General features: G+C 72.5%; 6 protein-coding genes. 3 read left to right on the top strand and 3 right to left on the bottom strand.

Features of this window, described 5'->3' with window-relative positions:
* Positions 1-113 precede the first annotated feature (113 nt).
* The 3 genes from ACFWPS_RS34310 to ACFWPS_RS34300 all read left to right on the top strand — a co-directional run bounded on the left by ACFWPS_RS34310 (position 114) and on the right by ACFWPS_RS34300 (position 16,591).
* A complete protein-coding gene (locus ACFWPS_RS34310; RefSeq protein ID WP_383712388.1) occupies positions 114-13,397 on the top strand; it encodes a hypothetical protein in 13,284 nt (4,427 codons plus the stop codon).
* Positions 13,398-13,434: 37 nt separating this feature from the next.
* Positions 13,435-15,957 (top strand): right-handed parallel beta-helix repeat-containing protein, encoded by a 2,523-nt coding sequence (locus tag ACFWPS_RS34305; protein WP_383712385.1) that lies wholly within the window; start codon positions 13,435-13,437, stop codon positions 15,955-15,957.
* Between the two features lie 61 nt (positions 15,958-16,018).
* Positions 16,019-16,591, top strand: coding sequence for a MarR family winged helix-turn-helix transcriptional regulator (locus ACFWPS_RS34300; RefSeq protein WP_383712383.1), 573 nt, complete (start codon positions 16,019-16,021; stop codon positions 16,589-16,591).
* Between the two features lie 40 nt (positions 16,592-16,631).
* Here the strand turns inward: ACFWPS_RS34300 and ACFWPS_RS34295 are convergent, their stop codons facing one another.
* The 3 genes from ACFWPS_RS34295 to ACFWPS_RS34285 are packed head-to-tail and all read right to left on the bottom strand — an operon-like array spanning position 16,632 to position 20,335.
* Positions 16,632-17,342 (bottom strand): gamma-glutamyl-gamma-aminobutyrate hydrolase family protein, encoded by a 711-nt coding sequence (locus ACFWPS_RS34295; RefSeq protein ID WP_383712380.1) that lies wholly within the window; start codon positions 17,340-17,342, stop codon positions 16,632-16,634.
* On the bottom strand, positions 17,339-18,829 hold the full coding sequence (locus tag ACFWPS_RS34290) for an aldehyde dehydrogenase (protein WP_383712377.1): 1,491 nt from the start codon (positions 18,827-18,829) through the stop codon (positions 17,339-17,341). Before ACFWPS_RS34290 ends, ACFWPS_RS34295 begins: the two co-directional genes overlap by 4 nt.
* Positions 18,830-18,889: 60 nt before the next feature.
* Positions 18,890-20,335, bottom strand: coding sequence for an APC family permease (locus tag ACFWPS_RS34285; RefSeq protein WP_383712374.1), 1,446 nt, complete (start codon positions 20,333-20,335; stop codon positions 18,890-18,892).
* Positions 20,336-20,424: the final 89 nt, after the last annotated feature.

The raw sequence follows: 20,424 nt of genomic DNA, 5'->3' as shown, positions 1-20,424 counted from the left end.
GTTCACCCGGGACGGCGGCTGTAACCCAGATCACGTGAACCGCGGCGGCCGCTGTGGCGTGGTCAGTTGGGGAGTGACCGCCCCGAGCCCCGCAGCTTCCGGGAGGAACCCGTATGCCACGCCCGAGCGACTGGAACGCGATCGGGCTGGACAGCGATCCCACGCCGGGCGAGCCCGACCAGATCCGGACGCTGTCCACCGAGCTCAACCACCTGGGTTCCGAGGCCCGGCGCATCAGCACGGCGATCGACGCGGTCATGAACACCGCCGGTGACAGCGTCTTCGTCGGCGAGGCCGCGGACGCCCTGCGCGGCAAGGTCAACGACCGGCTGCGCGGGCACATCGAGGACGTGGCGCAGTCCTTCGAGAGCGCGGCGACCGCACTGAACACCTGGGCGGACAAACTGGTCGACCTCCAGTCCCGTGCCGACGGCGCGCTCAACTCGGGCCGCGGGCTGTCCGAGGACGACCCGGACCGGGAGACCTACGCCTCCACGGCCCGGCAGGCCGGCACCGAGCACGGCGAGGGTGCCTCCGCCGCGGCAGGCAGCATCTCGGGGGTCTCCAACATCCAGCTGCCGATCTCCGAGTGCCAGATCTTCTGGGAGGCGTTCCAGTGGCTGGCGATCATCCTGATCATTCCGGCGCTGATCTTCGGCGGCCCGATCGCGCTGCTCGCCCTCGGCGTCAACCTCACCCTCTTCATCAAGACGATCGTCGACTTCGCCAACGGCAACGCCAGCTTCCTCGACCTGTTCCTGGCCGGGCTGGGCATCCTGGCGCCCACCACCAAGGCGCTGCCGATCTTCCAGATCATCAAGGGCGTCGCGACGAGCGCGTTCGCCAAGGGCTTCGCCAACATCGCCCGCGGCACCTTCCAGGCGCTGCGGAACCTGTTCACCAACGGCTTCCGCCCCACCACCCTGCTGCTCGGGCTCAAGGACCTGGTGCGGCTCGGCAGCACCTGGGTCTACAAGGGCGGCCTGTGGGTGCTGGACGGCATCCACAACCTGCCCAACGTCATCAGTCACGGCGTCAACTCCCTGAGTCTGACGGTCGTGCAGGGCTTCAAGGCGATCCCCGGGTTCGTGCGGGGGCTGCCCGAGACGCTCTCCCGGGGCTGGCAGGCCACCAAGGAGTGGGTGGGCCAGGAGTTCGGTGGCACCAAGTGGCTGCGGATCCTCCTGCCGGTGGACGCGGCGGAGATCGGCGAGTACGGCTTCGCGCGCGCCCTGCGCATCGGTCTCTTCGACCGCGGTGTGCTCGGCCAGCACGTCTTCGGCGCCCCGATCACCAGCGGCATCGGCCGTACGATCAGCTCGGTCCCGGTCGACCCGCGTACCGTCGACGCCTTGGTCGACATGCCCCGCATCCAGCTGAACGAGGTGCGGTTCGGGGCGGGTTCCGGGCAGAGCAGCATCCGCAACCTCGACCTCAACATCCCGAGCACGCATCTGGACGTCACCTCCACCCTGCGGCCGCCGTCCCTGAACCTCGGTGACGTCGGCGCGATCGCCCACCGCGGCAACTTCGGCGTCCACGCGGCGCGCACGGTGGACGCGCTGGTCGACATGCCGCATGTGCAGCTCGGCAGCGTGCGCGTGGAGAACTTCGGCGCGCTGGGCGGGCACGGGGAGCTCGGGGTGAGTGCCGGCGCCATGCCGACCATCACCACCGCCTCGGGCCTGCACGTGCCCGCCTCGGCCGGGGTCCCCGGCGCCACCCACGGCATCACCAACACGCCGGTCACCACCGTCTCCGGGGGCGCCCACACCACGCTCACCGGGCTGCCCCCGACGCCCACGAACCTCACCTCCCACGCGGACGTGCTGCTGCCGGGCGGCGCGCACAACACCACCCACGGGCCGACCGGCACGGTTCTCACCGGCACCCACGGCACGCCGCCGCCGGTGGCGGCCACGCTCGGCGACCTGTCGACCGCCAACCCGACCGCGGGCACCCTGCACTCGGCGTTCACCGGCACCCCGGGCGTGGGCACCGTGCACGCGCCGGGCACCCCCGGTATCGGCGCCGCCCACACCACGCTGACCGGCACCCCGGGCACGAACATCGCCCACACCGCGCTCGACTCAGCCCCGGCGCCCGGCGCCCCGCACGACGTGACGGCCCCGCACAGCCTGCTCACCGGCCCCACGACGGTCGCGCACCCCTCCCCGACCGGCCTCGGACACGGCGGGCCGGGCAACGTCGACGCCGGGGTCTCGGCCTTCGACCTGCTGGCCGGAACCCGTCACAACACCCCGCACACCCCCGTGTCACCCGGCACCGGCGACGCCCTCGCCGAGCGCACCACCAGCGCCCTCAACGCCAACCAGACCCGCCTCCACCTCGACGAACTCGTCCACCAGCCGGGCTCGCCGCGTCCCGGCACCCCGGCGGAGCGGCTCCCGCACGGCTCGCCGTCCCCGACGCCCGGGACACCGGACCGGCTCACGATCACCCCGGCCACCCCGGACCGCCTGACGACGAGCCCGGCCACCCCCGACCGGCTGACGACGAGCCCGGCCAACCCCATCACCTCCGACCGGCTCCCCGTCAACGGCGGCACCCACGAGCCTGCCCCCACGCCCGTCGGCGGCTCCGGGCACCTGGGCCCCGACGGCGACCACAGCCGCTCGGCCCTCGACCTCGTCGACACCGGCCGCAGCGCCCGCACCACCGACGGCCCCGCCTTCGCCGGCGCGCCCGCCCACACGGACGCCGACAAGGGCCTGGCGGGCTCGGCCAACGGCACCTCCGCGCATGTCCCCGAGAACCTGCCGACCCACGCCGCCCCCACGCCGCCCGACACCCGCACCCCGCCGCCGGGCCACTCCTCTCCCACGCCGGCCGCCCACACCGCCGACACCACCGGCGCCTTCGACGACCTGCTCAAGGACCGCGACGTCGTCAGGGTGCCCGGCGACCATCAGCTCGCGGTCAGGACACCGAGCGGCGGCACGCCCGAACTCCACGGCAGCGCGGTCGAGTCGGGCCTGTACACCGTGGAGAAGCAGGGCACGGGCTTCGTCGTACGACAGTTGGACGCCGTCGGCGGCACCGTGGCGCACAGCTGGACGTTCAAGCGGCTGGGCCGCTTCCGTCTCGCCGAGGAGACCGTGCGGTTCGGCGACGGTCCGTTCGGCGGGGTGAGCGTCAAGGTCGCGGGCAGGTCCGTGGACTCAGTGAGCGACGGCGCCGGCACCTGGCCGGCGAAGCTGGGCGGCGAGGACGAGATCGTCGTCGCCTCCACCTCCGGCACCCATGTCTACAGCCGCTCCACCGGCGACCTGCTGCGCTCCGCCACCCCGGACGTCACGCTGCCCCCGCGCCCGGCCGGCCTCACCGGCACGTCCGCGGACAGCTGGGACGCCGCCGCCCACGCGGCCCGCGGCCACATGGGCAAGGCCGCCGCCGACAACGAGACCAAGCTGTTCATGCAGGGCGTCATCGGCGGCGCGTTCACCTCGAAGAAGGGGTACGGCGGCTTCGTCAACCCCAGTGCCCTGGAGGCCAACCCCGGCCTGGTCGGGAAGGTCAAGCAGTTCAACAAGGTCGCCGGCGACCTGATGTTCGAGGGTCCCAACCAGCGCATGACCGTGTGGCGGGGCGTGTCCATGGACCCGCGGGCCGCCCAGGCCGACGTGTTCGTCGAGCGGCTGCCCGCCTCCACCTCCAACCAGCTCGGCTTCCAGGCGGAATGGGCGAAGAACGGCGTCAACAGCAACCGCGTCGTCTTCGAGATCGAGGTCCCGGCCGACCACGGCAAGCTCGCCATGGCCTACCCGCCCGGCTACACCAAGGCCGCCGACGACGCCCTCGCGCTCAACCAGGACCAGTGGGAGATCACTCTCTCCCCGACCCGGCTGCACCGCACCGGCCCGGCCCGCGTCGAGGACGGCATCACCGTCATCCCGGTGCGAGCCGAGCAGATCCCGGAGGGCCAGCTCGACAGTCTCATCAACGAGAAGTGGTCCGGGCTGCCCTCGGGCGAGGCGTTCGAGGACTTCGGCCGCGCCTTCGGGCAGGACGCGATGCGCCGCTGGGAGGGCCTCGGCGACGCGCTCGTACGGGAGGGCGGTGACGGCCCGAACGTGAAGACGTTCACCGTCGGCCGGCCCGGCCACGCGGACGAGATGACCATCACCGTCACCCACAAGGTGGACGACAACGCGGTCTCCGTCACGATCACCGGCGGCGACCGCACCTTCACCAGAGAGTGGAGCGGCACCGGCTTCAACGACTTCGCCGCCGACCTGCGCGGCCACGTCCTGCACAACAACGAACTGCTCAGCTCCCTGCCGACGCCCACCTCATGGGGCAGGGAGCTGCCGAGCCCGGCCCACCCCACCTCTGCGCACACCGACACGCCCGTCCCCAGCCCGACCCGGTCCACCCCCGACACCACACCCACGCCGCGCCCGGACACCGCACACGCCGGTGGTCAGGAGCTGCCCGGGCGCGGGCCCCGGCTCACCCCGGCCGAGATCGAGCAGGCGTGGTTCCGGGACGGCGAACGCGTCGACGCGCTCTTCGGCCACCTGGACGACCCGTTGCGCGGGGCCCGCCGCGAGGCCTGGCGGGACCATGTGCAGGCGCGGTACGACCTGGGCCGGGCCGAGGATCTGGTGCCGCACAACGGGCACGCGGGCAGCTCCCGCGGCCCGACGCCCGACGAGATCCGCGCCCGCGAGAACGTCGACGCCGCCCAGCAGCGGTACGACGCCACGCACCACCGGCTGACCGAACTCGGGGTCGACCCGGTGCGGATGGAGGCCGATCTCGGCGCCCTGCGTCAGCTCAGCCTGCAGGAACGGCCCCGGCTGCTCGGCGGCATGGTCACCACGGCGAACGACGCGCCTCCCCCGCCCGCGACCGCCGCCCCCGCCGTCCACGGCGAGGATGGCGCGGCCTCCGTGACCCCGCCCAGGCGGCTCAACGAGATCCTGGCCGACCAGACCAAGGCCCATCAGGAACTGCAGCAGGCGGAGATCCAGCACGCGCAGCCCGCCAAGGGCAAGATCGCGGAAGCCAAGACGAACCTGGACGCGGCGGACACCAGGTTCAAGGGCGTCACCCGCGAACTCGACGAGGCGCTCCAGCACGAACTCGACAACCGTCTGCTCTCCCAGCGTGAACTGAACCTGCTCGTCGACCAGTTCGCGGGCGCCGGCGACATCGACCGGGCCCTGAAGCTGCAGACCCACGCACGGAACCTGGACGCCGCCTCCCGCGGCGCGGGCGACGGTCCGGTCCGCGCGGACCAGTTCATCCGGACCGGCGAGGAGATCCGGTCCCAGTCGGTCACCGTCCGGCGGCTCGCCAACGAACTCGAGTCCCTGGTGAAGGCGGGCAGGACTCCGCACAGCGAGCTGAAGGGCCTGGCCGAGGGGCTGGAGCAGGCCGCCAAGGACCTGGACGCGGCCCTCCAGGGCCATGTCACGGACGCCGCCCGCTTCGGGGGCACCTACACGCTGCGCAACGAGCACACGCCCGTCTCCGCCGTGGCCCACCACCTCGCCGAGCTGGTCGACGACGCCGTCAAAGCGGCGAAGCCGGGCGACAACCTCGTGCTCAAGGGTTTCCTCGGCACCGACGCCTCCGTCGAGCGGATTCAGCGCGGCATCCCGGACCTCCTGCGGCGCTATCGCGCGAACCAGGCGTTCGGCGAGGTGCACACCGGAGAGCAGTGGAAGGCGGTACTGCCCGGGACCGAGGCCCAGTGGCGGAGGGTGTTCGAGGACTTCGACGGCTTCGACAAGCTGTCCAGGTCCCAGCAGCACGACTTCGTTCGCAAGCTGTCCGAGAAGAACATCACGGACCTGCGTGCCGACTTCGACAACCTGCTGAAGGACCTGCCGGAGGCGGACCGCCTGAAGTTCCGGCAGCTGCGGGACAGGCTCCAGGACCTGCCGTACCGGATCAAGCACGCCACTCCGGCCTACCACGCCATCGCCAACAGCGGTGTGATGTCCTCCCAGGGCGACCTGGCCCGACGGGGCGTCAGGTTCCTCGCGTCCGGGAAGAGTTCGGCGAAGAACATCTCCAACCTGGGCAACGACGACTTCGTGTTCTTCCGCATGGAGGTCGGCGACAAGCCGATGGCGACCCGGTACGGGCCGACCACACTCGTCTTCGACGCCAAGGTCCTGGAGGAGAAGGGCGGCTGGGTCTCGCTCCACGACCAGCTGCACCCGCTGGACCGCGACACGATGAACCAGCTGAAGTTCGGCGACGACGTCGTCCGCCGCGCGAAGTACGACGACGGCTTCGACGCGGTGGGCAAGCGGGGCCGCTGGACGTACGAGTACCCCGACCACAGCACTCGGCAGGTCTCCTTCGAGCAGGAGGTCTTCCACGGCGAGCACGTGCAGGAGGCGCTCGCCCTGTCGGTGGTGCGCGAGGTCCATCTCATCGGGGGTGCCTTCAAGGACGACGTCTTCAGGCTGCTCGCCGACGCCGCCCGTCCGGAGGAACTGGGCTCGGTCGTCTCCAAGCTGTACCGCCCCGAGGCGAAGTTCGGCTCGGGGCTGCCCATCAACCCGCTCGGCAGCCATGCGACGAGCGAATGGCCGTCGCCGCTGGCGGTCCACGACGCGGAGGGCGACGGACGCTATCTCGCCGACGGCACGGTCGACCCGGCCGCACGGGCCGCCGGCAAGGCCTTCGACGAGGCCTCGGACCGGATGCGGCAGGCGGAGAACGCCGTCAAGACCACCAACGACAAGGGGCTGCGCTACAACCTCAACAAGGCGAAGCCGCACGCCGAGCAGTCGGTCAAGCTGACCCAGGACTTCCACGCGGCCGCCGTCGGCGAACGCAAGGACATGGCGAAGACCCTGCTCGACCAGCGCGAGCAGCTCCTCAAGGACATCAACACCCGCCTCGACGACCTGAAGTCACAGGCCAAACCCGAGGGCGCGACGCCGCAGCCCCGGCCGGGCAAGAACCAGGGCGCCGGGACCTCCTCGTCGACCGCCGGGGCGAACGGCCCCAACGTCAGCGAACTTCCGCAGTCGGCCGAGGACGCGCTCAAGTCCGTAGAGGGCATCACCGACCATATGAAGAAGATGATCCGGGCGCTCGGCAACTCGGACGGCTTCCGGTCCCTGCCCGACTCCAAGGTCGGCGCACAGACCACGGCGGCCGTCGACCTGGGCAGAACGGCCTTCGACAAGGCCTTCAAGCACCTCTTCAGGGCAGGACTGGTCAAGGGTGACACCACAGGCCTGCACTTCACGGACGAGGGCCGCCGGCTGTTCCTGCCGCCGGGCGGCGACGCCAAGACAGCAGCGCCGTCCGGGTCCGGTGCGACCGACGTTCATACGGCCCCGGCCGACGTCCGACCTCAGCTCCCCCACACCCAGTTGGGCCCGGACACCAAGGCCCCCGCCGTCACCGGCGACAGCCTCCCGTCCCACAGCCAGGACACCAACTCCCCGGCACCGCACAGCCTCGGCACCGACTCCCCGGCACCCCACCACGCCGAGCCGGACACCATGTCGCCGACGTCCCACGACCTGGACACCAAGTCCCCGGCGCCGCACGACCTCGACACCAAGTCCCCGGCACCCCACGGCACCGACACGCAGTCGCCGGTACCGCCCCGCATCGCCGACAGCGAGACGCGCACGCCCCACCTCACGGACACGGACACCACCCCGCCCCACCCCACGGAAACCGACAAGGCCGCACCTCACCTCGACGACGTCCACCCGGCAACGCCCCACCATGGCGACGACGGCGACTTCGCCTCGATGCCCCCGAGGGACGACACACGGCTCGGCGGCGGGTCCACGCGGCCGCTCGGTGACGCCGTCCTCGATGACGTGCTCAGGCCGCCCCGGCGGACCGGCGACACCACCGCGACACCGGCGCCCGGCACCGCTCACCAGACCGCGCCCGACCTCCTCGACCGGGCCGCGTTCCGCCGAAACACGTACCGGGAGCACGGCATCCGCGCCCGCTCGCAGATCCGGCACGTCGATCGCGCTCTCGACGCCTTCCACCGCGTCCCCGCCGACCAGTTGGCGCAGCGGGCCCAGTCCCTCGACAACCTGGGCGACGCCGCACAGCGCTTCCTGCGGGACCGCCCGGACTCCGTTCGCCGCGCCGGAGTGGAACAACTGCTGCACCAGGTGCGGGCCGAGGCGAACGCCTACCGGCTGCTCGACGACTTCCGGCGGCTCGGCGGCGACGGGGACGGGTTGGCCGGCCGCGTCCGTACCGCGCTCGCCGACGGCGGCACGACCCCGCACACGCAGACCAGGCTCCAGACGATGCTCGACGGCATGGACAGGTCCGCGCAGGCCCGGCGGCAGATCGACGCGCTGAGTCTGCTGGACGGCACGCCGCCGCTCCGGAACACCGGTGACACCACCCTCGCCGTACCCTCCCGGCAGCCCGGGGAGACGCCGTGGGCCGCGGAGTCGGTGCGGATCGACGAGCTCCTGGGCGGCGACGGCAGGCCCTTCCGGGAGGCCTGGGTCGAGCTGTCGTCCGCCCGGGTCGAACTGAACCGGGTCGAGGATCTGCGCGGCGCACCGGGTGGAGCCGGCACGTCGCGGGGTCTCAGTGAATACGACGTGCAGCTCAACCACGAACTGACCTCCGCCCAGGAGCGGTTCCGCACCGCCTACACGAACCTGGAGGACCTCGGGATCCATCCGACCGAGATCGAGGCCCGGATCCAGGAGATCCAGCTGGGGGCCACCCGCCGCGGCGCGACGCTCGGCGCGGGCCAGTTCGACACGCTGCCCGACACCGCCCCACCCGGGGTCAACCACATCGCTCTCAACAACTCGGGCGTGAGCGGGCCGAACGGCCTGAACATCGAGCGGAGCGTGGGCCAGGACAACGCGGTGACGCTGCGGGTGGTCGACACGCAGTTGCACCCGGACCCGGCGCGCACGGTCGTCGCCCGGCCGGACGGCGGTTTCGACGTCCGGCACACTCAGTCGGACACCGTCGACACCTACACCGCCAACGGCGACCGGATCGCCTACGACATCCCGCTGCACGGGGCCGACGGCAGGCCGACGGGGCTGCGTCTGCACACGGACATCAACGGCCACGGGACGCCCCAGGCCCTGACGGTGCACGGTCCCGGAGCGGAGCGGCTGACCGCCTTCCCGCTGCCCGGCGACGCGACGCGGATCACCCATCTGGACACCGGCGTCACGCAGCGCGTGGACGCCCTGGGCCACCGGCTCGACGAGGGCATCCAGCTCACCGGCCGGGACGGCGTCCCCGCCCCGGCCGACCGGGTGTGGGTCACCGACGGCGCCGACGTCCATGTCACCGATCTCGCGGGCAACCGTCTGGACCTGCGGGTGCAGGACCTCGGTCACGGGAACGGCGTCAGAGTCACCGACGAGACGACCGGGGTGTCCGTACGCCACGACGGTCAGGGCCGTCTCCAGGAGACCGGTGTCTCGCTGACCGACCCGCGGGGCACGCGCGGGGAGCGGTTCCTGGCCGACGACGGCGCGGGCCGCTTCACGCTGACCGATCCGTCCGGTGTCCGGCAGCCCCAGACGGTCACCGTGCTGCCCGGCGGATCCGGCTTCCGGGTGACCGACGAGGCGAGCGGCGCGACCAGCAGGTTCACGGCCGACGGCCGCTATCAGGACACCGGCCTCGCCCTGTTCGACCCGGCGGCGAACGCGCGCAGCGGGCGGATCGTCGTACCGGACGGCGCGGGCGGTCACCGTCTCACCGACGCGGCGGGGCAGCCGCTGCCCCAGCGGGTGGTCGCGGTCGGCGGCAACCGGCCCCGCACGATCGACCACGTCACCGGCGAGTCCGTGCTGCACGACGCCCAGGGCCGCCCGGTGAGCACCTCGACCGCGCTCGCCGACCCGGCAGGCGGACCGCGCGGCACCCGGTTCGCCGAGCCGGACGGGGCCGGCGGCCACCGCCTCACCGACGCCGACGGCCACCGCCTGCCCGGCACCGTCACGGCACTCCCGAACAACGGCGGTTTCCGCACCGTCCACGACGCCGGTCACCGCACCTTCGCGCCCAATGGCGACCTCGCGGGCGACGGGCTGCGGCTGACCGGACGGGACGGCGCGCCGGCCGGGCATCTCGACCGGCCGCTCGGCGCAGCTCCGCACTGGCTGGACGACGCGTTCGCGCCGGACCCGGCACGGGCGGTCACCTTCGACCCGGCGGGCCGCATCGAGATCGCCCGCCCCGGCGGCGGCCGGCAGGTCTTCGACCAGAACACCGGACGGTTCGCCGAGGAGACGGTCCCGCTGCCCGGCGGCGGTCACCAAACCACTCTGGCCGACGGGACGTTCACCCGGTACGACGCCCAGAGCGCCGTCACGGCCACCGGCACCCCGCTGCCCGTGGGACACGGCGGACGCCACCTCGTCGTCGCTCCGCCGACCGCGCAGCACCCCGGCGCCTGGCTGGAGGACGCGGCGGGCGGCAGGCTCGCGCGCTGGGGCGCCACCCAGCGGGGCGACGGCACCACCCGGATCGTGTTCGACGACCGGACCAGCCCGCGGCACGGCGAGTTCGTGCACCTGGCCGCCGACGGCAACGTGGCCCGGCAGGGCTTCAACGTGCTGGACAACGGGCGGCGCACGGACTACCGGTACGTCGTCGACCACGCCACGGGCACCTGGGAGCGGACCACCAGGTCAGGCGCGCCCGTGGCGGCCGGGTCCTTCCATCACGGCACCGCCGACCTGTCCGGCGCCGCGGGCGGCCACATCAAGCTGCTCAGCTCGACCAAGAAGGAGGTGCCGGTCTTCGAACGCCGGGTGCTGCCCGGTGCCTCCGGCGACGTCGTCGACTCCTTCCGGCGGACCGACACGATCGACTTCGCTCGCACCAACCCCCGTACCCACTGGGTGCGCTGGGACGACACCGGCACTCCGGTCGGCACGGGCAGCCGGCACTACGACACGGCGGGCACCGGCTGGCGCGACACCGACGGCTGGGGCCGCACGGTGCGCGAGTACCGCGACGGGCTGCAGAAGTTCAACGGCCGGACCGGCCACACCCTGGGCATCGACAACGGCAACGGGGCCTGGACCTGGCACCGTTACGACGGCGACGGCAAGGTGATCGCCTCGGGGCCGCGGACCCGGGAGCGCATAGGCAGCGGCTGGACCGACCGCACCGCGGACGGCCGGATCGCCCAGCAGCAGTGGGGCATGGCCGAATGGCCCGAGCGGGCCGGCCAGTACCAGGAACACGTCCTGAACCCGGCCGACGGCTCGCTCCGCGCCACCTGGGAACGGCACTCCCCGCACGGCAAGGAGGTCGGCAAGCACGAGGCTTTCGGCGACGGTTTCCTGACCACCGACCGCTGGCGCGAGCAGCGCCCGCCCACCTGGGTCCGCACCCGCTGGCTGGCCGGCGCCGAGCACACCCGGCCGCCGTACGCCCATGTCAGGGGCGACGACACCTACCAGCTGTTCACCTGGACGAAGGAGGCGGGCGACGGCGCCACCACCTCCGGGGTGCGGTACGTCGGGATGGACGGGAGCGCGCTGGACCTGGCGGCCGACGGCACCTTCGCGCGCTTCAGCGGCAAGCTGCACGACGGCACGTCCCTGAAGGTCGGCGACCACGCGGCGCGCCCCGGCCATCCCCCGGCCAACCCGGGCGACCACCCGTGGCAGGCCGGCGACCTCAGGGGCTACCGCCAACCGCTCGCGAACGACCCGCAGGGCAGGCTCTGGCAGGACGTCCACCAGGACGCCGACGGGGTCACCCGCACCGCCCGCGAGGGCCGCCCGGACGGGGTCGTGCGGGAGTTCACCGGTGACCGCACCTGGGTGGACCGCGACCCGCACGGCAACCTCGTCGGGCAGAGCCACGCCAACCCGGACCGCACCGCCGGACGCGTCATCCAGGGCTCCGGCCGCGCCGACTCGGGCCGCTGGACCTGGCGTGAGCTGGATGCCCAGGACACCGAACTCGGCCACGGCCGACGGGAGTTCTTCCGTGGCTCGAACGACTCGCGGCTGCCCTGGGACGACTCCTACCGGGACTACGACGGCAACGGGAACCTGGTCCGCGAGCGCCGGATGCTGGACTCCGGCCGGTACGTCGACGCCTGGCGGGACAACCAGGGCGACTGGCACGTCAGTACGCACGAACGCAACGGCACGCCCGTCGCCGTGGGCAACGGCGAGCAGGTCCGCCGCTGGTGGAACGGCCACGCCTGGCAGGACCGGTGGACGGACGGCGCCCGCCACTTCCGTGACGAGCTGCGCGTGCCCGGCCAGGCCGCGCCCACCGTCCTTCGCGAGACCCCGGTGCACAACGGCGGACCGCTGCGGGTGCGGGCGTACAGCACGACCGTCACGCAGAACACCCCAGCGGGCTCGGTCTGGAAGGAGTTCGACCACGGCAGTGTGGTGCGGGAGCGCAAGGCCGACGGCGGCGGGTTCCTGGAGACCGACGCCTGGCGCGGCCAGTGGAACCGTTACAACAGGAACGGTGATCTGATCGCCCAACGCACCGACAGCGGCCTGGTGTTCGAGCGGGACACGTTCAACACCTGGCGGCTGGTCGGCAACGAGTACGACTTCCGAGGCGCGCTGACGGAGATCCGCGGCTGGGGCCGTACGACCCGTGAGGCCCAGCGCATGCCGTGGTCCGGCACGGTCCTGCCCGACGGCGACGCGGCGCTGCGCGAGGCGCGTTACGAGCCGTACTGGCAGTCCGTGGCCAAGAAGGCGGCGCTGGAGTTCGGCCAGGAGTTCATCCTGGAGTTCGGCGCGAACCTCGCCGTCAACGGGATCGTGGCCGCCGTCCAGAACAAGCCGTTCACCGGCAAGGACGCACTGAAGTCGTTCGCCAACGCGGCGGTCGGCGCGACCATCAAGACCGGTCTGAGCACCGCGGTGCACGAGAACCGGGCCCTCGGGTTCGAGAAGCTCGGCCAGTTCAAAGCGGGCATCGCCAACATCGACGGCGGAAAGCCGTGGACCCGGCGTCCGCTCAACCACGACAAGACCTGGGTCAACGAGTGGGCGGGCAACGAGACGCCGACCCGCTGGCGGGGCGGCATGTACGACTTCTCGTTCGGTGTCATGAGCAGTGCGCTGTCCGGCTGGGTCAACGGCAGCATGAACGCGGCCGTGTGGGGCGTGACCGACGCGGACGGGCAGACCGTGAAGCTGCACGGCGGGGACGCGGTCTGGGAGGGCGGGATCAACGCCGCCGCCTCGGTCACCACGGCGGCCACCACCGGACTCGTCAAGAACGTCTTCGTGATGAGTACCGGCAGCCGGCTCTTCCACCGCCAGGGCTTCGCCGACTTCTGGATCCAGCTACCCTTCAAGATCTTCGAGAAGACGATCCAGTCGCTGTACCTGACCAGTACGTATCGTGCGAGCATCAACCCGACGTACTACCAGGCACCGTGACCGGGCAGCGGCGAGCACCGAGGACTGAGGAACGTAGATGACCACCCGTCACACCGTGGCGCCCAAGGGGCAGGGCGGCCGGGGCGCGTACCGGACCATCGGCGAGGCGATACGCGCCGCCTCGCCCGGCGATCTGGTGGTGATCGCCCCCGGCACCTGGACCGAGAACCTGGTCCTGGACCGCGCGGTGGTTCTCACGGCGGAGCACGGCCGGGGCAGCGTGGTGATCGCGGCGCCGCCCGGTGAGGCGCCCGCGGTGACCGTGGACGGGCCGGACTGCGCCCTGCACAACATCACGGTGTGGGGCTCGGACGCCGGCCTGCCCGCCGTGAGCGTGTCGCCGGGCGCCGGGCTGGTCCTCGAGGAGTGCTCGGTGGAGGGCGGCCGGGTCCAGGTGAAGGGCCCGGAGGACGAGGAGGGCGGTACGACGGCCGTCGTGCTGCGCCGCTGCCGCCTGGAGGGGGCCAGGCTGGCCGGTCTGCACCTGGCGGGCGGTGTCCGCGCCCGTCTGGAGGACACGGCGGTGACCGGCGTCGACGGCACGGGCGTGGTGCTGTCCGGCACGGCGAGCCTGGACGCCGTACGGTTGCGGCTGGAGCGTACGACCGGGTCCGGGATGCGGCTGCGCGGCCGGTCCCGGCTGCGGCTGACCGACTCGGTACTGGCGGGCAGCGGCCGGGCGGGGCTGCTCCTGGAGGACTCGACGCAGGCCACGGCCGGGGAGTCGCGGATCGAGACCCCCGGGGCGGCGGGGGTGCATCTGACCGGTTCGGCGCGGGCCGAGCTGACCGACTGCCGGATCCGGGGGGCGGCCGCCAGCGGGCTGGTCGTGCAGGAGACCGCGCGGCTCAGCGCCTCGGGCTGCTCCGTCGCCGACGCGGGCGCCAACGGGCTCCTGGTCACGGGTTCGGCCGAGGCGGACCTGGCCGACTGCCGGATCGACCGGAGCACCTTCAGCGCGGTGCACCTGGCCGGTTCGGCCGTCGGGCGGCTCGCCGACTGCCGGGTGCGGGGCGGCTCCGAGCACGGGGTGCACGCCACGGGCGAGGCCCGGATCGAGCTGACCGACTGCGGGATCACCGACGTCGCCATGACCGGGGTCAGCGTCCTGGAACGGGCGGTGGCCACGCTCACCGGCTGCCGGGTCGCCGGGTCCGCCGCCGGGATCGGCATCGGCTCGCCCGCCGGCAGCACGGTCGCGGACACCACGGTGACCGGAACGAAGGAGATCGGCGTGCAGGTCGCCAAGGGGGCGGCCGTCTCCCTCGCCGGAATCCGGATCAGCGGCGCGGGGGCGGCCGGCCTGGTGGTCGACGAGGGTGCCGAGGCGACGGTGACCGGCGGCCGGGTCGAGGACTGCGCGGGCTCCGGCGCCGTCGTGTGGACCGGCGCCAGGCCGGAGGTCACAGGTCTGCACATCGACCGGCCGGGCAAGAACGGGGTGTTCCTGGCCGAGGGCGCGGGCGGCACGTTCACCTCGCTCGACGTCACCCGGGCGGGTTTCCCGGCCCTGCACGTCGCCAAGGGCGCCGACCCTGTCTTCCGGCACTGCCGGATCCGGGACTGCGCGGAGGCGCTGGGCACCGACGAGGGCGCCAAGCCGGTCCTGGAGGACTGCATGGCCGACGGCATCCCGCTGACCTTCGGCACCCCGGCCGCGGCCCCGGCGAACGGCAGACCCGGTGCCGCCCCCTCCTCACCTTCCGCCGCCAAGACGGCCGGCGACTCCGACGAGCCGGAGGAGGAGAACCTGGAGGACCTGCTCGGCGAGCTCCACGAGCTGGTGGGCCTGGACCGTGTGAAGCAGGACGTCGGTTCCCTGGTCAAGCTCATGCAGACGGTCCGCCGCCGCGAGGAGGCCGGGCTGCCGGCCCCGCCGCTCAGCCGCCACCTGGTGTTCGCCGGCAACCCCGGCACCGGCAAGACCACGGTCGCCCGCCTCTACGGCCGCCTGCTCAAGGCCCTCGGCCTGCTCCGCCGGGGCCACCTGATCGAGGTCGACCGGACCGCGCTGGTAGGCGAGTACGTCGGCCACACCGGCCCGAAGACCACCGCCGCCTTCAACCGGGCGCTCGGCGGTGTGCTCTTCATCGACGAGGCCTACTCGCTTGCCCCGGCCTTTGCGGGCAACGACTTCGGCACCGAGGCCGTGGCGACCCTGGTCAAGCTGATGGAGGACCACCGCGACGACGTGGTGGTCATCGCCGCCGGCTACCCCGGTGACATGCACCGCTTCGTCGGCTCCAACCCGGGCCTCGCCTCCCGTTTCGGCCGCACCCTCCTCTTCGAGGACTACGAGCCGGGCGAGCTGGTGTCGATCGTCGAGTTCCAGGCGGGCCGGCACCGCTACGAACTGACCCCCACGGCCCGTACCGAACTCTTCTCCCTCTTCCAGGCCATGCCCCGGGGCGAGGGCTTCGGCAACGGCCGGTCGGCCCGCCAGATGTTCCAGGAGATGACCGAACGCCAGGCCCAGCGCGTCGCCGAGCTCACCGCACCGACCGCGGAACAGCTGATCAGCCTGGAGGCCCACGACCTGCCTCACCCAGCCGCCCACTGACTGACGGCACGCTGCGTTCCGTACAATTTGAGGCCGAACGAGAGTCGAGAAGGAGTCACCCGTGCCCGGTCAGCGGTCGATCACCGAAGCCGAGAAACTCGCCTCGGCGAAGCTCGGCGGCATCCCGGTCCGCCGGGAGCAGATGGCGGCCGTGGCGAACATCCACCGGGCCGCCTCCGCCGTGCGCCAGCACCTGGAGAACTCCGTGCTGCGCGGCTCGGATCTCACCTGGACCGCGTTCGTGGTGCTGTGGGTCGTCTGGGTGTGGGGCGAGTCGGAGACCCGGCATGTGGCGGAGGAGGCCGGGATCTCCAAGGGCACGCTCACCGGCGTGGCCCGCACCCTGGAGTCGCGCGGGCTGCTGGGCCGCGCCGGGCATCCGGGCGACGGCCGCCTGGTCCTGCTCAGCCTCACCGACAAGGGCGAGGAGCTGATGCAGCGGGTGTTCCCGGCGTTCAACGAGGAGGAGGCCTTCGTGACCTCCGGGCTCAGCGACGCCGAGTGCCGGACCCTCGCGGAGCTGCTGCGGCGGGTCGTGCTCCAGGTCGAGGACCACGGCGAGGAGCGGCGGCGGGAGCTGCTCGGCGGCGCCGAGCCCGCACCGCGCCGCAGCGGGCGGCGCCCCAAGGCCTGATCAGGACGCCTGATCAGGGCGCCCGGTCAGGCCCCCTTCGCTACGCTGCCGCCCGTACGAACGCGTCGAACAGCCGCTGCTGCACCGGGTCTTCGTGTGCGGTGTCCTCGGGGTGCCACTGCACGGCGGTGAACCAGCCCCGGCCACCGGCCAGTTCGAGTCCCTCGACCGTGCCGTCCGCCGCGGTGGCGGTGACGGTGAGGCCGGTGCCGAGGCGGTCCACGCGCTGGTGGTGGTAGCAGGAGGCGTCCACCTTCTCCTCCCCCAGTGCCTGTTCGACGCGCGAGCCGGGGCGGACGGTCACCGGATGACGGAGGTGCCGGTGGGTGCGGTCCGGACCGCCCATGTCCTGCTCCAGTGTGCCGCCCAACGCCACGTTCACGGCCTGCAGCCCCCGGCAGATCGCCAGCAGCGGCATCCCCGACTCCACTGCGTGGCGGGCGACCTGGAGGTCGAAGGTGTCCTGGAGGTCGTCGACGTCGTAGACGGTGTCGTGGGTGTCCGTCGCTCCGTAGCGGTGCGGGGCGAGGTCGCCGCCGCCGGGCAGCAGCACTCCGTCGAAGCGGGCGAGCCGGGCGGGCACGTCGGTGTCGGCGGGGTGGATGCTCGCGGGTTCGCCGCCGGCCCGCCAGACGGCCTCGATCAGGGCCCGGGCGTTGACCTCGGCGGCGAAGCGCAGCGCCGAGGTGGTGGCGGAGAACCGGGCGGGTACGGCGATGAGCGGGCGGGGCGGGCGGTGCGGACGGGTCACAGCTGGATCCAGGTCGTCTTGAGTTCGGTGTACTTGTCGATGGCGTGCGCGGACTTGTCCCGCCCGTTGCCGGACTGCTTCATCCCGCCGAAGGGAACGGTCAGGTCGCCCTCCTCGTAGCAGTTCACCCAGACCGTGCCGGCCTTCAGGGCCCGGGAGACCCGGTGCGCGGTGGACAGGTCGGAGGTCCACAGACCGGCCGCGAGGCCGTATTCGGTGGCGTTGGCGAGCCGGACCGCCTCGTCGAGGTCGTCGAAGGCGAGGACGGAGAGCACCGGGCCGAAGATCTCCTCCCGGGCCAGCCGCATGCCGGGGCCGACGCGGTCGAAGACGGTCGGCCGCAGATAGCTGCCGCCGCTCTCCGTCAGGGCGCGTTCGCCGCCGGTGCGCAGCCGCGCCCCCTGCTCACGCCCGGCGGCGATGTGCCCCTGCACACGCTCCAGGTGTGCCTCCCCGACCAGCGCACCCATCTCGGTCGCGGGGTCGAGCGGGTCGCCGATACGGAGTTCCTCGGCGCGGCGGACGATGGCGTCCGTGACGCGCTCGGCGATCGAGGAGTGGACCAGGAGCCGGGAGGGCGCGGTGCACATCTCGCCCTGGTTGAAGAAGATCCCCCAGGCAGCGGTGGCGGCGGCCCGGTCCAGTTCGGGGGCGTCCGGGAGGATGATGTTGGGCGACTTGCCGCCCAGCTCCAGCCAGACCCGCTTGAGGTTGGAGTCGGCGGAGTAGCGCAGGAAGTGGCGGCCGACGGCGGTGGAGCCGGTGAAGGCCAGTACGTCGATGCCGGGGTGGAGGCCGATCGCGCGCCCGGCCGTGGGGCCGTCACCGGTGACGACGTTGAGGACGCCGGGCGGAAGTCCGGCCTCGGTGCCGATCCGGCCGAGGAGCAGGGCGGAGAGCGGGGAGGACTCGGAGGGCTTCAGGACGACCGTGCAGCCGGCCGCGAGCGCCGGGGCCACCTTCCAACTCGCGAGTGTCAGGGGGAAGTTCCAGGGGACCACCGCGCCGACGACGCCGGTCGGTTCACGGGTGACCAGGGCGAGGGCGTCGGCGGCGGTGTGCGGGGACTCGTCGGTGAGTTTGTCGGCCAGCTGTCCGTACCAGCGGAAGGTGGTGATCGCGGCGCGCAGTTCGATGGCGTACGCCTCGGTGATCGGCTTGCCCATCTCCAGGGTGACGGTGAGGGCGAGCTCCTCGCGATGCTCTTCGAGGAGTTCGGCCATGCGCAGCAGGATGCGACCGCGGTCGGCGGGCGCCAGGCGGGGCCAGGGTCCGGAGTCGAAGGCGCGGCGGGCGGCGGCCACGGCGTGGTCGACCTCGGCCTGTCCTGCGTCGGCGACCTGGGTGAGGAGCTGTCCGTCCCGGGGTGAGACGACGTCGAAGGCCGCTCCGCCGCCGGGCTCGTCGGTGCCGTCGATGTGGTGCTGTGCGGGCAGGTCGAGGGCCTTGGCCCGGCCGGTCAGCTCGTCGGGGGTGAGGTCCAGCATGGTGTTCCCAATCGGAAGGCGGGGGCCCGGCCGTGCGGGGGCCGGGCCCGGCGGGGTGCGTCAGCGGCGGTGGACGAGCCGTGCGGTGCCCGCCCCGAGAAGCAGTACGGCGGGGACGGCGAGGACGAGCCAGACGGCCGTGCTGGTGGCGCCGCCGATGAGGGTCGTGAAGTTGGCCAGGATCACCCAGATCATGGCGGCGATGCCGAGGGCGCCCAGGGCCGGGGCGATCACCGTGTTCCAGGGCCGGGTGTCGAGACGCTCGCGTCGGAAGAAGACGATCACCGAGACCGAGGTCAGGAAGTACAGCAGCATGCAGGCCAGGACGCCGACGCCGCTGAACCAGGAGAAGAGGGTGAGGACCGGGTCCTTGCCCGCGAGGGCGAAGGGCATCACCAGGAGCACCGCGATCGCCGTCTGGACCAGGCCCGCGACCCACGGCGAGTGCCGGTGGTTGAGGGTGCGCAGCCGGCCCGGCAGCAGGCCCTCGCGGCTGAGGGAGAACAGGTAGCGGTTGGCGGAGTTGTGGAAGGCGAGGATGCCGGCGAAGAGGGAGGTGGCGAGCAGGATCGGCAGGACGTCGTTGACCCAGCCGCCGAACTGGTCGGCGATGGGTGCGAAGACGAACACGGTGGAGTCACCGCCCGCCAGCGCCTTGCCCGCGGCCGCGGTGACCTTCGAGGGGCCGTACGAGGAGACCAGCATCCATGACACGAAGGCGAAGAAGCCGGTGACCACGGCGACCGAGAGGTAGGTGGCCCGGGGGACGGTCTTGCGGGGCTCGCGGGCCTCCTCGCCGTAGATGGCGGTGGCCTCGAAGCCGAACATCGAGGCGACGGCGAACATCAGGGCCACGCCGGGCGCGCCCTGGAGTACGGCGCCCGGCGAGAAGGTGCCACCGAAGTCGAGGCCCTCGGGCCCGCCGCCCTTGAAGAAGGTGACCAGGGCGAAGACCAGCAGGATGCTGAACTCGGCCAGCACGAACACCGCGAGCACCTTGGCGCCCAGCTCGATCCCGGCGGCGCCCAGCACCTGGACCACGACCATGGTCAGCAGGGCCCACACCCACCAGGCGATGTGCGCGCCGGAGTAGTGCTCGACGAGCCCGCTGACGGTGTACCCGTACAGGCCGTACATCGCGGCCTGGACCGTGCAGTAGGCGAACAGCGCCACGGCGGCGCTGCCGCTGCCGGTCGTCCGGCCGAGCCCCTTGCCGATGTACGTGTAGAAGGCGCCGGCGTTCACGACGTGCCGGCCCATGGCCACGAAGCCCACCGAGAACAGCAGGATCACCGCTCCGGCGAGGGCGTAGGCGGCCGGTGCCCCGGCGCCGTTGCCGACGGCGACCGCGATCGGCACGGCGCCCGCGATACCGGTGAGCGGTGCCTGGGCGGACAGGACGAAGAAGAGGATGCCCAGGACACCCAGGGCGTTGCGTTTGAGGGTGGCCGCGGGCTGGTTGTCCGCTCCGGCCTGCGGAGAGGCGTCGACCGTCTGACTGTCCACTCGGATCACCTGCTGAGGGGAAGGGAGAGTTTTCGTTTTGAGCCAAACGAGTTGCCTCATGGTGGGCCGGAACTATCCATCTGGCAAGG

Origin of the sequence: Streptomyces sp. NPDC058457, from assembly GCF_042720695.1 — a bacterium.
Lineage (GTDB): Bacteria > Actinomycetota > Actinomycetes > Streptomycetales > Streptomycetaceae > Streptomyces.
This window is presented reverse-complemented; position numbering and strand designations above follow the sequence as displayed.